The organism is Streptomyces sp. NPDC003247, from assembly GCF_042888135.1.
In the GTDB taxonomy this organism is placed as follows: Bacteria; Actinomycetota; Actinomycetes; order Streptomycetales; family Streptomycetaceae; genus Streptomyces.
Window position 1 is genome coordinate 693,618 of record NZ_JBIAPF010000004.1, and the last position, 13,834, is coordinate 707,451.

General features: G+C 74.8%; 13 protein-coding genes. 6 read left to right on the top strand and 7 right to left on the bottom strand.

What is annotated here, in order from left to right; all coding sequences use genetic code 11:
* Positions 1-153: 153 nt before the first annotated feature.
* The 5 genes from ACFYWQ_RS16705 to ACFYWQ_RS16725 form a co-directional block, all read right to left on the bottom strand.
* A complete protein-coding gene (locus tag ACFYWQ_RS16705) occupies positions 154-1,014 on the bottom strand; it encodes a phosphatidylinositol-specific phospholipase C/glycerophosphodiester phosphodiesterase family protein (RefSeq protein WP_389517054.1) in 861 nt (286 codons plus the stop codon).
* 189 nt (positions 1,015-1,203) lie between these two features.
* Positions 1,204-2,286, bottom strand: coding sequence for an acyl-CoA dehydrogenase family protein (locus ACFYWQ_RS16710; protein ID WP_389517056.1), 1,083 nt, complete (start codon positions 2,284-2,286; stop codon positions 1,204-1,206).
* Positions 2,283-3,464 (bottom strand): acyl-CoA dehydrogenase family protein, encoded by a 1,182-nt coding sequence (locus tag ACFYWQ_RS16715; protein ID WP_389517058.1) that lies wholly within the window; start codon positions 3,462-3,464, stop codon positions 2,283-2,285. The genes ACFYWQ_RS16710 and ACFYWQ_RS16715 overlap by 4 nt, the downstream gene beginning before the upstream one ends.
* A complete protein-coding gene (locus tag ACFYWQ_RS16720; protein ID WP_389517060.1) occupies positions 3,461-4,432 on the bottom strand; it encodes an NADPH:quinone oxidoreductase family protein in 972 nt (323 codons plus the stop codon). The genes ACFYWQ_RS16715 and ACFYWQ_RS16720 overlap by 4 nt, the downstream gene beginning before the upstream one ends.
* Positions 4,433-4,530: 98 nt before the next feature.
* On the bottom strand, positions 4,531-5,112 hold the full coding sequence (locus ACFYWQ_RS16725; protein ID WP_389517062.1) for a helix-turn-helix domain-containing protein: 582 nt from the start codon (positions 5,110-5,112) through the stop codon (positions 4,531-4,533).
* A 78-nt stretch (positions 5,113-5,190) separates the two neighbouring features.
* On the opposite strand from ACFYWQ_RS16725, the gene ACFYWQ_RS16730 reads away from it, so the two are divergent.
* From ACFYWQ_RS16730 to ACFYWQ_RS16750, 5 genes are all read left to right on the top strand, one after another.
* Positions 5,191-6,147: an NAD(P)/FAD-dependent oxidoreductase gene (locus ACFYWQ_RS16730; protein ID WP_389517064.1), complete on the top strand. Its 957-nt coding sequence runs from the start codon at positions 5,191-5,193 to the stop codon at positions 6,145-6,147.
* A 952-nt stretch (positions 6,148-7,099) separates the two neighbouring features.
* Positions 7,100-8,638, top strand: coding sequence for an ATP-dependent DNA ligase (locus ACFYWQ_RS16735; RefSeq protein WP_389517066.1), 1,539 nt, complete (start codon positions 7,100-7,102; stop codon positions 8,636-8,638).
* Positions 8,635-9,099, top strand: a complete 465-nt coding sequence (locus tag ACFYWQ_RS16740) for an NUDIX domain-containing protein (RefSeq protein ID WP_389517068.1) — start codon at positions 8,635-8,637, stop codon at positions 9,097-9,099. Before ACFYWQ_RS16735 ends, ACFYWQ_RS16740 begins: the two co-directional genes overlap by 4 nt.
* A 71-nt stretch (positions 9,100-9,170) precedes the next feature.
* Positions 9,171-10,556, top strand: a complete 1,386-nt coding sequence (locus ACFYWQ_RS16745; protein ID WP_389517070.1) for an NADP-dependent succinic semialdehyde dehydrogenase — start codon at positions 9,171-9,173, stop codon at positions 10,554-10,556.
* Between the two features lie 25 nt (positions 10,557-10,581).
* Positions 10,582-10,818: a DUF6213 family protein gene (locus ACFYWQ_RS16750; RefSeq protein WP_358794725.1), complete on the top strand. Its 237-nt coding sequence runs from the start codon at positions 10,582-10,584 to the stop codon at positions 10,816-10,818.
* A gap of 214 nt (positions 10,819-11,032) precedes the next feature.
* On the opposite strand, the gene ACFYWQ_RS16755 is transcribed toward ACFYWQ_RS16750, so the two are convergent.
* Positions 11,033-12,256 carry an acyl-CoA dehydrogenase family protein gene (locus tag ACFYWQ_RS16755; RefSeq protein WP_389517072.1) on the bottom strand — a complete coding sequence of 408 codons (1,224 nt, stop codon included), beginning with the start codon at positions 12,254-12,256 and terminating at the stop codon, positions 11,033-11,035.
* Between the two features lie 171 nt (positions 12,257-12,427).
* Here ACFYWQ_RS16755 and ACFYWQ_RS16760 point away from each other — a divergent pair, with 171 nt between their 5' ends.
* On the top strand, positions 12,428-13,069 hold the full coding sequence (locus ACFYWQ_RS16760) for a TetR family transcriptional regulator (protein ID WP_389517074.1): 642 nt from the start codon (positions 12,428-12,430) through the stop codon (positions 13,067-13,069).
* Positions 13,070-13,268: 199 nt separating this feature from the next.
* Here ACFYWQ_RS16760 and def read toward each other — a convergent pair whose 3' ends face one another.
* Positions 13,269-13,823, bottom strand: coding sequence for a peptide deformylase (def, locus tag ACFYWQ_RS16765; protein ID WP_389517076.1), 555 nt, complete (start codon positions 13,821-13,823; stop codon positions 13,269-13,271).
* Between the last annotated feature and the right edge of the window lie 11 nt (positions 13,824-13,834).

Genomic DNA, 13,834 nt, shown 5'->3' on the forward strand with positions numbered 1-13,834 from the left:
CTCCGCGACGCCCGCTTTCGAGGCATTCGGCCGCAAGTGTGGCGTAGCGGGGGGTTCGTCCGTGCGACGGGGCCGTGCTCCGAACGAGTGGTGTCGGCCGGGTCGAACACCTCTGCGAGCCGGTACGGCTGGGGCGCTTACGCCGGAAGCGCCCTAGTCCGTCCCGTGGGCGTCGAGGAACGCCTCCAGGCCGGCCAGGTCGTCGGTGTTGAGGTGGTCGACGCCGGCGGCGAGCAGTTCGCCCCAGAGCGCGTCCCGGGCGGGTCCGGGCACGTCCGGGGTGGCCCAGAACCGCACCCGCTGCCCGCGCTCGTGGGCCGCGCCGACGATCGCGCGCAGCTTGAGCCGTTCCGCGTCGGGGAAGGTCCCGACGCCCTGCCAGGTGAAGTGCGAGGTCCAGTTGTCGCTGATCAGCGCGGCGAAGGAGGCCTCGGTGCTGCCGAGGTCGGTGAGGCGGCCGTCGTAGAAGGCGCGGCGCACGGTCTGCGCCGCCAGCGGCGTGCGGGCCGCGCGGTCGCCCGAGACGACGGCGGTGACCGGCCCGCGGCGCACCCGGTCGTGGGCGTACGTGGTGAACAGGTGCCGGTAGCGGTTCAGTTGGCGGTCGAGTTCGAGGTACGTGGACGCGCCCTCGGTCTTGATGTCGATCAGCAGTTGCAGCGGGGTGCGCGCGCCGCGGTACACCGAGCCGTGGTGGGCGCGTACGCGGGCGGCGAGCGGGGCGAGGTAGAGGGACTCCAGGGTGCGCGCCGGGTCGAGGTCGACGGCGTCGTGGGCGACCAGGAGTTGGCCGTCGACGAGGAAGATGTCGGCCTCGACGCTGCCGAAGCGGTGGTCGAGGGCGTCCAGGAGGGGGCGCGGGTGCTCGTAGTCGTTGTGGGCGTGGGCGCGCCACAACGGGCGGACGGGCGGCGTGCGTCCGGCCGCCAGCGCCTGGCCGGCGGGCAGGGCGACCGCTCCGGCGAGGGCGGCGCCGAGGGTGCTGAGGGCTCTGCGACGGGTGGTGAGGGGCATGGCTCCTGCCTCCCTGGGATGCCGTACGGGACCTCAGGGAGTATCACGCGCCAGGGACCCCAATGGGCCTGTGCACGACAGGAGTTGGCCGGACCGCCGCCGGTCGTTCACCGGGCACGCGCGGCGGCGGACGGCGGGAAGGCCCGCCCCGGGTGGGACGGGCCTTCCCGGTGCGCCGGCCGTCGGCCGTCAGGGGGCGCGGAGGTCGACCAGTTCGGCCAGGGCCTCCCGGTGGGCGCCGGCCGTGCCGTACGCGATCGCTTCGGCCTTGGCCCGCTTCAGGTAGAGGTGGACGGGGTGCTCCCACGTCATGCCGATGCCGCCGTGCAGTTGCAGGGCCTCCTCGGCGGCGCGGACGGCGACGGGTGCCGCGTAGGCCTGGGCGACGGCGACGGCCACGTCGGCGTCCTCGCCGGTGGTGAGCGCGTCGGCCGCGGCCCGGGCGGCGGCCCGGAGGCTGACGGTCTCCAGCCACAGCCGGGCGAGCCGGTGCTTGAGCGCCTGGAAGCCGCCGACGGGCCGGTTGAACTGCGTGCGCTCCTTCAGGTAGCGCACGGTCTCCGTCAACGCCCATTCCGCGACGCCGAGTTGCTCGGAGGCGAGCAGCCCGGCGGCGGCCCGCAGAGCGCGGTGGACGGCGGGTGCGGCGTCACCGAGGCGGCGGCCGGACGCCCCGGCGAGGGTCACGGTGGCCACCGGCCGGGTCAGGTCCAGGGCCGTCCGCGCGGTGACGGTGGCCTCGGAGGCGGCGACCGCGTAGAGACCGCCGTCGTCCGCGGGCACGAGCAGCACGTCGGCGACCGCGGCGTCCGCGATGCCGGTCAGCTCACCGTGCAGACGGCCGCCTTCGAGCCGTACGGCGGGGAAGCCGGCGCCGGGGGCGGTGTGCAGCCCGACCGCGAGCGCCCCGATCGCCGTGGCGGACGCCAGCTCGGTGAGCAGGTCGTCGGCCCCGCACTCCAGCAGCGCCTCGGTGGCGACGACGGCGCTCGTCAGGTACGGCACGGGAGCCACCGCGCGCCCGAGCTCCTCCAGGACGACGGCGGCCTCGCGGTGGGTGGCGCCCTGACCGTCCAGCTCCTCGGGGACGAGCAGGCCCGCGAGGCCCATCCCCCCGGCGAGCGCCTTCCACAGCGCCACGTCGTGCGGGGCGTCCGACTCGGTCCGGGCGATCACACCCGGAGCGTCGCAGTGGTCGGCGAGCAGGCCCCGGACGGCGGCGCGGAGGGCCTGTTCCTCCTCCGAGTACAGCAGGTCGGGCTGTGCGCTCATCGGGCCAGGTCCTTCCAGGCGACGTCCTTGTCGGTGCGCGGCTCGGCGGGCAGGCCCAGGACGCGCTCGGCGACGATGTTCAGCAGGACCTCGCTGGTCCCGCCCTCGATGCTGTTGCCCTTGGACCGCAGGTAGCGGTAGCCGGCCTCACGTCCGGTGAAGTCGACGTGTTCCGGGCGGCGCATGGTCCAGTCGTCGTACAGCAGGCCCTCCTCGCCGAGGAGTTCGACCTCCAGGCCGCTGATCTCCTGGTTGAGGCGGGCGAAGGCGAGTTTCATGCCGGCGCCCTCGGGGCCGGGCTGGCCGGCGACGAGCTGCTGGCGCAGCCGCTCGCCGGTGAGGCGGGCGACCTCGGCCTCCACCCACAGGGTGAGCAGCCGCTGGTGCAGGTCGTGCGTGCGCAGGCCGGGGCGTTCGCGCCAGGTCCTGGAGACCGGGCCGATCATGCCGCCCTCGCGGGGCAGCCGCATGCCGCCGATGGCGACGCGTTCGTTGTTCAGCGTGGTCTGCGCGACCCGCCAGCCGTCGCCGACCTCGCCGAGGCGGTGGGAGTCGGGGAGGCGGACGCCGGTGAGGAAGACCTCGTTGAACTCGGCCTCGCCGGTGATCTGGCGCAGCGGCCGGACCTCGACGCCGGGGTCGGTCATGTCGCAGACGAAGTACGTGATGCCCCGGTGCTTGGGCACGTCCGGGTCGGTGCGGGCGATGAGGATGGCCCAGCGGGCGAGGTGGGCGCTGGACGTCCACACCTTCTGCCCGTCGACCACCCATGTGTCGCCCTCACGGACGGCACGGGTGCCGAGCGCGGCCAGGTCGGATCCGGCGCCGGGCTCGCTGAACAGCTGGCACCACACCTCCTCGCCGGTCCACAGGGGCCGCAGGAACCGCCGTTTCTGCTCCTCGGTGCCGTAGGCGAGGATCGTGGGCGCGGCCATCCCCAGGCCGATGCCGATGCGCCGGGGGTCGTTGTCGGGGGCGCCCGCGGCCTCCAGCGCGGTGTCCACCACGGCCTGGAGGGACCGTGGGGCGCCGAGTCCGCCGAGGCCCTCCGGGAAGTGCACCCACGCCAGCCCGGCGTCGAAGCGGGCCCGCAGGAAGGCGAGGCGGTCGGTGCCGGCCGGCGGGTACGCGGCCAGGAACTCCCGGGTGCGGCGCTCGAGTTCGGCTGCGTCGGTCATACGGCGGCTCCGTTCCCCGGGACGACGGCGACCCGGCCGGTGGTGGTGCCGTCGGCGACCCGCTGGACGGCGGCGGCGGCCTCCTCCAGCGGCACCCGCTCGCTGACCAGCGGCTTGACCGCGCCCTTGGCGGCCAGTTCGGTGAGCCGCTCGTGGCAGTGCCGGACCAGCTCGGGCTTCTTGGTGTTGTACAGGCCCCAGTGCAGGCCGAGGATCGAGTAGTTCTTGATCAGGGCGTGGTTCAGCGCGGGGTTCGGGATGGTGCCGCTCGCGAAGCCCACGACGACGATCCGGCCCTCGAAGGCGACGGTCTTGGCCGACTGGGCGTAGGCCTGGCCGCCGACCGGGTCGTAGATCACGTCGGCGCCGCGCCCGCCGGTGGCCTCCTTCACGGCGGCGACGACGTCCTCGCTCCGCCGGTCGACCACCACGTCGCAGCCCAGCTCCCGGGCGACGGCCGCCTTGCCGGCGCCGCCGACGACGCCGATCACGGTGGCGCCGGCCGCCTTGCCGAGCTGGACGGCGGCGCTGCCGACGCCTCCGGCGGCGGCGTGGACGAGCAGCGTCTCGCCCGCTTCGAGGCCGGCCCGGCGGTGCAGGGCGAACCAGCCCGTCTGGTAGCCGATGTGCAGCGCGGCGGCCTCGGCGTCGTCCAGCGCGTCGGGGGCGGGCAGCACGGCGGCGGCGTCCGCGACGGCGTACTCGGCGAATCCGCCGTACGGCAGCGCGGGGGTGGCGAGGACCCGTCGGCCGTCCTCGGTCTCGCCGCAGATCTCCACGCCGGGGGTGAACGGCAGCGGCGGCCGCACCTGGTAGTGGCCCCGGCACATCAGCGCGTCCGGGAAGTTGACGTTCGCGGCGCGCACCCGGAGCAGGACCTGGCCGTCGCCGGGGACGGGCCGCTCGACCTGCCGGAGCCGCATCACCTCGCTCGGCTCGCCGTTCTCGTGCACCTGCCATGCCTGCATGCGGGGCCTCCAGGGGACTGCTGCGTCCGACCGGCTCTCCGACCGGGTCGAGGTGCATACTAAGCGGTCGCTTGCCATGGGGGAACCCGTGACGCTCCTCACGACCGCTTGGGGCGCGCCCGCACGTGCATGCGCTCCCCCTGCGGTCCGAACAGGCTCAGGAACTCCGCCGGCCCCTCCCCCGTCGACCCGAACCAGTGCGGCACCCGGGTGTCGAACTCGACGGCCTCCCCCGCGGTCAGCACGAGGTCGTGATCGCCGAGGACCAGCCGCAGCCGCCCGGACAGCACGTACAGCCACTCGTACCCCTCGTGGGTGCGCGGCTCCGGCTCGTCCGTGCGCGGCGGGACCAGCACCTTGAAGGCCTGGAGGCCGCCGGGCTGGCGGGTCAGCGGCCAGTACGTGCGCCCGTGCCGCACGATCGGCCGGGCCCGCACCCGGGGGTCACGCACCGACGGCGCACCCACGAGTTCGTCCAGTGCCACCTCGTGGGCCCGGGCGATCGGCAGCAGCAGCTCCAGGCTGGGCTTGCGCAGGCCCGACTCCAGCCGGGAGAGCGTGCTCACCGAGATGCCGGTCGCCTCGGACAGTCCGCCCAGCGTCGCGCCCCGCTCCTTGCGGATCCGCCGCAGCCGCGGGCCGACGTCCGCGAGCACCTCTTCCACACCGTCGTCACTCATGAGTCCATTGCAGTTTCGGCAAATGGGTTTGTCAACACGGCAGTGACCGGGCGACCGTGCCCGTGGAGGTGGTCACTCATGACCGAGGAATACGAAGTGATCGTGATCGGCGGTGGCGCGGCGGGCCTGTCCGCCGCCCTGGTCCTGGGCCGGGCCCGGCGCCGGACGCTGGTCGTGGACGCGGGCGAGCCGCGCAACGCGCCCGCCGCCCACATGCACGGCTACCTGTCCCGGGACGGGATGCCGCCCGCCGAGTTCCTGGCGGCCGGCCGTGAGGAGATCGCCCGGTACGGCGTGGAACTGGTCCGGGACCGGGCGGTGGACGCCGAACGGGGCGAGGACTTCGCCGTGCGGCTCGCCGGGGGCACCCCCTCCGGGGGAGGACGGACGGTGCGCGCACGCGCCCTCGTCGTCGCCACCGGCCTGAAGGACGAACTGCCCCCGGTCGAGGGCGTCGCCGCCCGCTTCGGCAGGGATGTGCTGCACTGCCCGTACTGCCACGGCTGGGAGGTGCGCGACCAGGCGTTCGGGGTGCTCGCGACGAGCCCGCTGAGCGTCCACCAGGCGCTGATGGTGACCCAGTGGTCGAAGGACGTGACGTTGTTCCTGCACACGGTCGCCGAGCGGGAGCTGTCCGGCGAGGACCTGCGCCGGCTGGCCGCGGCCGGCGTGCGGGTGGTGCCGGGCGAGGTGGCCGGGCTGGTCGTGGACGACGACCGGCTCACGGGCGTCCGGCTCACCGACGGCGGCGTCCACGCGCGGGAGATCCTGTTCGTCGCGCCCCGGGCCGTCCCGCGGACCGACCTGCTGCGACGGCTGGGCGCCGAGACGACCGAGACCCCCTTCGGCACCTACCCGGTGGTCGACGCCCGGGGCCTGACGACCGTGCCGGGCCTGTGGGCGGTGGGCAACGCCTCCGGCTTCGCCGAACAGGTGGTGAACGCCGCGAGCCGCGGCTACCGGGCCGGCGCCGCGATCAACGGGGAGCTGCTGATGGCGGACCTGGACCGGGCCGCGGCAGCGCTGCGGGTGTAGTCACGGCCGCGCCCCGCGGCGGCGCAGCGGGCGGAGCCGGCGCCGCGCCCCGTCCGGCGCCGCGGGGGCGGCGGGGACGCGGCCGCCCGGACGCCGCGGGACAGGGGGACGCGGCCGCACCGGCGCTGCGGGTGCCGTCCCCGCCCCGGCGCCGCGGAAGCAGCGACGACGCGGGCGCCCCGACGCCGCGGGGCAGGGGGGACGCGGCCGCACCGGCGCTGCGGGTGCCGTCCCCGCCCCGGCGCCGCGGAAGCAGCGACGACGCGGGCGCCCCGACGCTGCGAGTGCCGTCCCCGCCGTGCCCGCGCCCGCGCTGCGGGTGCAGGGGGACGCGCCGCCCCGACGCTGCGGGGGCGGCGGGGACGCGGCCGCCCGGACGCCGCGAGGCAGGGGGGACGCAGCCGCACCGGCGCTGCGGGTGCCGTCCCCGCCCCGGCGCCGCGGGCGGAGCCGCCGCCACACCCGCCCCGGCGCCGCGGGGGCAGCGGCGACGCGGGCGCCCCGACGCTGCGAGTGCCGTCCCCGCCGTGCCCGCGCCCGCGCTGCGGGTGCAGGGGGGACGCAGCCGCACCGACGCTGCGGGCGGAGCCGCTGCCGCGCCCGGTCCGGCACTGCGGGGGCGGCGGGGACGCGGCCACCCGGGCGCCGCGGGAGCAGCGGGAACGCGGCCACACCGGCGCCGCAGGTGCCGTCCCCGCCCCAACGCTGCGGGCGGAGCCTCCACCACACCCGCCCCGGCACCTCAGGTGCAGCGGCGACGCCGCCACCCGGACGCCGCGGGAGCAGCGGGAACGCGGCCACACCGGCGCCGCAGGTGCGGCGGCGACGCCGCCACCCGGACGCCGCGAGTGCAGCCGGAACCCGGCCGCACCGGCGCTGCGAGTGCCGTCCCCGCCGTACCCGCCCCCGCGCTGCGGGTGTAGCGGGGACACCATCGGTGCACCATGGCTGCATGCTGCTGACCCGGCTCGCCGATGTGTCCCGGGAGGTCGCCGCCGCCTCGGCGCGCTCCCGCAAGATCGCTCTGCTCGCCGAGCTGTTCCGGGACGCGGAGGCCGAGGACGTGCCGATCGTCATCCCCTATCTGGCCGGACGGCTTCCCCAGGGGCGGCTGGGCGTCGGCTGGAAGGTGCTGGGCCGCCCGGTCGCCCCGGCCGGCGAACCGACCCTGACCGTGCGCGAGGTGGACGCCCGGCTCGGTGAGCTCGGCACGGTCGCCGGACCCGGTGCGCAGGCCGAACGGGTCCGGCTGGTCGGGCAGCTGATGGGCGCGGCCACCGAGCGGGAGCAGCGCTTCCTGCTCGGGCTGCTCACCGGCGAGGTCCGGCAGGGCGCGCTGGACGCGGTCGCGGTGGAGGGGCTGGCGCGGGCCACCGGGGCGCCCCCGCCCGAGGTGCGGCGGGCGGTGATGCTGGCGGGCTCGTTGCAGACGGTGGCGCAGGCGCTGCTCACGGACGGTCCGGCGGCCCTGGAGCGGTTCCGGCTGACGGTGGGCCGCCCGGTCCTGCCGATGCTGGCCCACTCGGCGTCCTCGGTGACCGAGGCGGTCGGCAAGCTCGGCGCCTGCGCGGTCGAGGAGAAGCTGGACGGCATCCGCGTCCAGGTCCACCGCGACGGCGACAGCGTGCGGGTCCACACCCGCACCCTCGACGACATCACCGACCGCCTGCCCGAACTGACCGCGGCGGCACGGGAGCTGCGCGGGGAGCGGTTCATCCTGGACGGCGAGGTCATCGCCCTCGACGGCGCCGGCCGGCCGCGCTCCTTCCAGGAGACCGCGGGCCGCGTCGGCTCCCGCGTGGACGTGGAGACGGCCGCCCGGGAGGTCCCCGTCTCCCCCGTCTTCTTCGACGCGCTGTCCGTGGACGGCCGGGACCTGCTCGACCTGCCGTTCACCGAACGCCACGCGGAGCTGGCCCGGCTGGTGCCCGAGCCGATGCGGGTGCGGCGCACGGTCGTGTCCGGCCCGCGGGACACGGCGACGGCCGAGGAGTTCCTGGAGGAGACCCTGCGGCGCGGTCACGAGGGCGTCGTCGTCAAGGCCCTCGACGCGCCCTACAGCGCCGGCCGGCGCGGCGCGTCCTGGCTGAAGGTCAAGCCCGTGCACACCCTGGACCTGGTCGTCCTGGCCGCCGAGTGGGGCCACGGACGGCGCACCGGCAAGCTCTCCAACCTGCATCTGGGCGCCCGCACCGCCGACGGCGGCTTCGCCATGCTCGGCAAGACCTTCAAGGGCATGACGGACGCGATGCTCACCTGGCAGACCGGGCACCTGAAGGAGCTGGCCGTCCAGGAGCACGGCTGGGGGCTGACCGTACGCCCCGCCCTCGTCGTGGAGATCGCCTACGACGGCCTCCAGCGCTCCACCCGCTACCCGGCCGGCGTCACCCTGCGCTTCGCCCGTGTGCTGCGCTACCGCGAGGACAAGCGGCCCGAGGAGGCCGACACCGTCGAGACCCTGCTCGCCGCGCACCCCGAGGTGCGTCCGTGACGGCGCGGCGCAGCGCGGGCCTGCTGCTGTTCCGGCGCACCGACGCCGGCGTAGAGGTGCTGCTGGGGCACATGGGCGGCCCGTTCTGGGCGCGCCGGGAGGCCGGGGCGTGGACCGTGCCCAAGGGCGAGTACGAGCCCGACGAGCCCGCCTGGGAGGCCGCCCGCCGGGAGTTCCGGGAGGAACTGGGCGTCGCGCCGCCCGACGGGGAGGCGGTCGGGCTCGGTGAGGTCCGGCAGACGAACGGCAAGATCGTCACGGCCTGGGCGGTCGAGGCGGACCTCGATCCGGCGGCGGTCGAACCCGGCACGTTCGTCATGGAGTGGCCGCCGCGGTCCGGGCGGACGCGGGAGTTCCCCGAGCTGGACCGGGTCGCCTGGTTCGGGCTGGAGCGGGCGCGCGAGGTGATCGTGAGGGCCCAGTCCGCGTTTCTGGACCGGCTGGCGGAGCACTCGGGCTGAGAGCGCACGCGTTGCGGGGCCCGGCGCGCCGCGCGAAGGTCGAAGCACAGTCGGTTTCCAGGAGGTCGGTCATGCCCATCGCGACGGTGAACCCGGCGAACGGCGAGACGCTCAAGACGTACGAGGCCATGGGCGAAGAGGAGCTCGAACGCCGGCTCCAGCTCGCGCAGGCCACGTTCCGCACGTACCGCACGTCGGCGTTGGCCGAGCGGGCCCGGCTGATGGAGCGGGCCGCCGGCCTCCTCGACGAGGACGCGCCGGAAATCGCCCGGGTGATGACCACCGAGATGGGCAAGCCGGTCAAGCAGGCGCGCGCCGAGGCCGCGAAGTGCGCGCGGGCGATGCGCTGGTACGCCGGGCACGCGGAGGCGCTGCTCGCCGACGAGGAGCCGGCCGAGGCCGACGTGAAGGACTCCGGCGCCTCCCGCGCCCTGGTCCGCTACCGGCCGCTGGGCCCGGTCCTGGCGGTGATGCCGTGGAACTTCCCGCTGTGGCAGGTGGTCCGCTTCGCCGCGCCCGCGCTGATGGCCGGCAACGTGGGTCTGCTCAAGCACGCCTCGAACGTCCCGCAGACCGCCCTCTACCTGGAGGACCTGTTCCACCGGGCGGGCTTCACGGAGGGCTGCTTCCAGACCCTGCTGATCGGCTCCGGCGCGGTCGACGAGATCCTGCGCGACGAGCGGGTCAAGGCCGCCACCCTGACCGGCAGCGAGCCGGCCGGACGCGCGGTCGCCTCCACCGCCGGCGAGATGGTCAAGAAGACGGTGCTGGAGCTGGGCGGCAGCGACCCGTTCGTCGTGATGCCGTCCGCGGACGTCGACCGGGCCGCCGAGGTCGCGGTGACGGCGCGGGTGCAGAACAACGGGCAGTCGTGCATCGCCGCCAAGCGGTTCGTCGTCCACACGGACGTGTACGACCGCTTCACCGAGCGCTTCACCGAAGGGATGAAGGCGCTGAAGGTCGGGGACCCGCTGGAGGAGGACACGGAGGTCGGCCCGCTGGCGAGCGAGCGGGGGCGCGCCGACCTGGAGGAGCTGGTGGACGACGCGCGGCGCGGCGGCGCCGGCGTGCTGTGCGGCGGGGAACGCCCGGAGGGGCCCGGCTGGTACTACCCGCCGACCGTCCTGGCCGGCGTCACCCGTGAGATGCGGATCCACCGCGAGGAGGCGTTCGGGCCGGTCGCGACGGTGTACCGGGCCGCCGACCTGGACGAGGCGGTCCTCATCGCCAACGACAGCCCGTTCGGCCTGAGCTCCAACGTCTGGACGCGCGACGAGGCCGAGGTCGACCGTTTCGTCCGGGATCTGGAGGCGGGCGGGGTGTACGTCAACGGCATGACGGCGTCCCACCCGGCCCTCCCGTTCGGCGGGGTCAAGCGGTCGGGTTACGGGCGTGAGCTGTCCGGGCACGGAATCCGCGAGTTCTGCAACATCACCACGGTTTGGCACGGTGCGTGACCGTCGCGCGGCTACGATCCCGGGTGTGAACCGCGAAGTGACTCTGCCGCTGATCGTCGACGACCGCGGGACCCTCCAGGTGTCCGCGGCCGACGTGAGCAAGCTGCTGCGGACGCTGGGCGGCCGGTGGCTGCATCTCGTCGAGGCGGGCGCGGAGGGGCTGGACGAGGACACCGTCGCCGCGCTGACCATCGAGCTGGCGAAGCTGGCGGATCGCATCGATGTGGCGTGCATCGCGCACAGCAGCGGGAGCACTCCGTAGGGGGTGCGGATGCGTTGCCGGGTGCGGACCGGTTGTGGCTGGTCGCGCCCACGCGGCGGAGCCGCACGTCGGCACAGCCCCGCGCCCCTGAGGCCCGCTGTTCCGCCGTCCGCCTCGAAGACGCCTCCTGCTGCACCCGCCCAGGGGCGCGGGGAACTGCGCGATCGGCCACGGACGAGCCGCGGACCGCATCGCGCAGCGCCACCCCGCCGCGTCAGCGGATCGGCATCCCGGACAGGGTCCGGGCGATGACGAGCCGCTGGATCTCGCTCGTCCCCTCGAAGATGGTGTAGATCGCGCTGTCGCGGTGCATGCGCTCCACCGGGTACTCCCGGGTGTAGCCGTTGCCGCCGAGGATCTGGACGGCCTGCGCCGTCACCTTCTTGGCCGTCTCGCTCGCGAACAGCTTGGACATGGAGCCCTCGGCCGCGGTGAACGGCTTGCCGTTGATCGCCATCCAGGAGGCGCGCCAGACGAGCAGCCGGGCCGCGTCGATGGAGGTCCGCATGTCGGCGAGCTGGAAGGCGACGCCCTGGTTGTCGATGATCGGGCGGCCGAACTGCTCGCGGGTCCTGGCGTAGTCGAGGGCGACCTCGTAGGCGGCGCGGGCCGTACCGACGGCCATCGCGCCGACCGCCGGCCGTGAGGCCTCGAACGTGGCCATCGCCGCGTTCTTCACCCGCTCACCGGACTTGGCCCGCTCACGGGCCCGCGCGAGGCGCTGGTCCAGCTTCTCCTTGCCGCCGAGCAGGCAGGAGCCGGGGACGCGCACCTGGTCGAGGACGACCTCGGCGGTGTGCGAGGCGCGGATGCCGTGCTTCTTGAACTTCTGGCCCTGGGACAGGCCGGGCGTGCCGGGCGGGACGATGAAGGACGCGTGGCCCTTGGAGCCGAGCTCCGGGTCGACGACCGCGACGACCACGTGGACGTTGGCGATGCCGCCGTTGGTCGCCCACGTCTTGGTGCCGTTGATCACCCACTCGTCCTTGGCCTCGTCGTACACGGCCCGGGTGCGCAGGGAGGCGACGTCGGAGCCGGCGTCGGGCTCGGAGGAGCAGAAGGCGGCGACCTTGACGTCGCTGGCGTCGCCGTACATCTGGGGGATCCAGGTGCCGATCTGCTCCTCGGTGCCGTTGGCGAGGACGCCCACGGCGGCGAGGCCGGTGCCGACGATGGACAGGGCGATGCCGGCGTCGCCCCAGAAGAGTTCCTCCATGGCCATCGGGATGCCGAGGCCGGTCGGGTCGAAGTACTGCTGGGCGTAGAAGTCGAGGGAGTAGATGCCGACCTTGGCGGCCTCCTGGATGACCGGCCAGGGAGTCTCCTCACGCTCGTCCCATTCGGCGGCCGCGGGCCGGATGACGTCGGCGGCGAAGCCGTGCAGCCAGTCCCGTACCTCCTTCTGTTCGTCGTTGAGCTCCATGGTGAACTCGGCCATGTCCCCTCCAGCGGCGGGCAGTGCTTGTTACTAGCGGTAACCGAAGTCTGTTACCCGTCGGTAGGAAAAGTCAACCGCTGATGACACCTCGGCAGACCCGTTCGATGTCAGGCTGTTGTCAGGTGTTAGTTTGCGCAGGCGTCACCGAATCAGCACAGGTGGGGAGAGCACATGGACACCACGCAGCGGACCGAGCAGCAGCGGTCCGCCGACCGCCGACGGCGCGAGCTGCTGGAGGCCGCGGACAGAGTGGTGCTCCGGGACGGCCCCCAGGCCTCGATGAACGCCATCGCCGCCGAGGCCGGCATCACCAAGCCGATCCTGTACCGGCACTTCGGGGACAAGGGCGGCCTGTACGCCGCCCTCGCCACCCGGCACACGGACGCGCTGCTGGACTCCCTGCGGGCGGCGCTGGACGCCCCGGCCGAGCGGCGGGAGCGGGTCGAGGCCACGCTGGACACCTACCTCGCGGCGATCGAGGCCCGCCCCCAGGTGTACCGGTTCCTGATGCATCCGGCGGAGGGGTCGCCCGGCGACCAGGGCTTCGACGTCGGCAAGCACTCGGCCCCGCTGCTGCGGCGGATGGGCGAGGAGCTGGCCCAGGTCATCGGGGACCGGCTGGACCTCGGGCCCGGGAGCCAGCAGCTCGCCCGGGTGTGGGGGCACGGCATCGTCGGGATGATGCACGCGGCCGGCGACTGGTGGCTGGGCGAGCGGCCCTGCTCCCGGGCCGAGCTGGTGCGGAGCCTGGCGGACCTGCTGTGGGGACGGCTCGCGGCCGCCGGGGACCGGGTCGGAGGTCCGGGGTTCTGACGGTGCCCCCGCCGCGCGGGACGGACGGGGAGGCGACGACGGGCCCTGAGCCGGTGCGCCGGCACCTGAGCCAGTCCGCCGTCCCTGAGCCAGTCCGCCGTCCCTGAGCCGGTCCGCCGTCCCTGAGCCGGTCCGCCGGCACCTGAGCCGGTCCGCCGCCCCCGTGTCAGTCCGCCGCCCCTGAGCCGGTTCGCCGCCCCTAAGCCAGTCCGCCGCCCCCGTGCCAGGAGGCCCGTGCCGCCTGCCGCAGCAGCCTGCGCCGGCGCCAGCCGGTCAGGTGGTCCGCGTAGACGCGGCCCTCCAGGTGATCGAACTCATGCTGGAGGCAGCGGGCGAAGAAGCCCGTGCCGTGGACCGTCACCGGCTCCCCCGTCACCGTGACCCCCTCGACCACCGCGTGGTCGTACCGTTCCGTCCCCGCCTCCAGGCCCGGCAGGGACAGACAGCCCTCCGGGCCCCGGACCACCACCCCGTCGGCCTCCACCAGGCGCGGGTTCACCACATGTCCCAGGTGGCGGACGTCCTCGTCGTCGGGGCAGTCGTAGACGAACACCCGCAGGGACTCCCCCGCCTGGTTCGCGGCGAGGCCGACGCCCTGGGCCGCGTACATCGTGGCGAACATGTCCTCGACCAGGCGGGCGAGCTCCGGGCCGAAGCCGGTGACCTCGCGGCAGGGTTCCCGCAGGACGGGGTCGCCGAGGAGCGTGAGGGGCCGGACCCGCCCGTGGGCGCCCGGGATGGAGCCGTTTCGCATGGCGGCAAGGG

What these genes read in the sequence shown, in the direction of transcription:
- def (WP_389517076.1), bottom strand. Translation starts at nt 13,823, where the DNA reads ATGCGAAACGGCTCCATCCCGGGCGCCCACGGGCGGGTCCGGCCCCTC.
- ACFYWQ_RS16735 (WP_389517066.1), top strand. Translation starts at nt 7,100, where the DNA reads ATGCTGCTGACCCGGCTCGCCGATGTGTCCCGGGAGGTCGCCGCCGCC.
- ACFYWQ_RS16715 (WP_389517058.1), bottom strand. Translation starts at nt 3,464, where the DNA reads ATGACCGACGCAGCCGAACTCGAGCGCCGCACCCGGGAGTTCCTGGCC.
- ACFYWQ_RS16720 (WP_389517060.1), bottom strand. Translation starts at nt 4,432, where the DNA reads ATGCAGGCATGGCAGGTGCACGAGAACGGCGAGCCGAGCGAGGTGATG.
- ACFYWQ_RS16760 (WP_389517074.1), top strand. Translation starts at nt 12,428, where the DNA reads ATGGACACCACGCAGCGGACCGAGCAGCAGCGGTCCGCCGACCGCCGA.
- ACFYWQ_RS16745 (WP_389517070.1), top strand. Translation starts at nt 9,171, where the DNA reads ATGCCCATCGCGACGGTGAACCCGGCGAACGGCGAGACGCTCAAGACG.
- ACFYWQ_RS16755 (WP_389517072.1), bottom strand. Translation starts at nt 12,256, where the DNA reads ATGGCCGAGTTCACCATGGAGCTCAACGACGAACAGAAGGAGGTACGG.
- ACFYWQ_RS16730 (WP_389517064.1), top strand. Translation starts at nt 5,191, where the DNA reads ATGACCGAGGAATACGAAGTGATCGTGATCGGCGGTGGCGCGGCGGGC.
- ACFYWQ_RS16710 (WP_389517056.1), bottom strand. Translation starts at nt 2,286, where the DNA reads ATGAGCGCACAGCCCGACCTGCTGTACTCGGAGGAGGAACAGGCCCTC.
- ACFYWQ_RS16725 (WP_389517062.1), bottom strand. Translation starts at nt 5,112, where the DNA reads ATGAGTGACGACGGTGTGGAAGAGGTGCTCGCGGACGTCGGCCCGCGG.
- ACFYWQ_RS16705 (WP_389517054.1), bottom strand. Translation starts at nt 1,014, where the DNA reads ATGCCCCTCACCACCCGTCGCAGAGCCCTCAGCACCCTCGGCGCCGCC.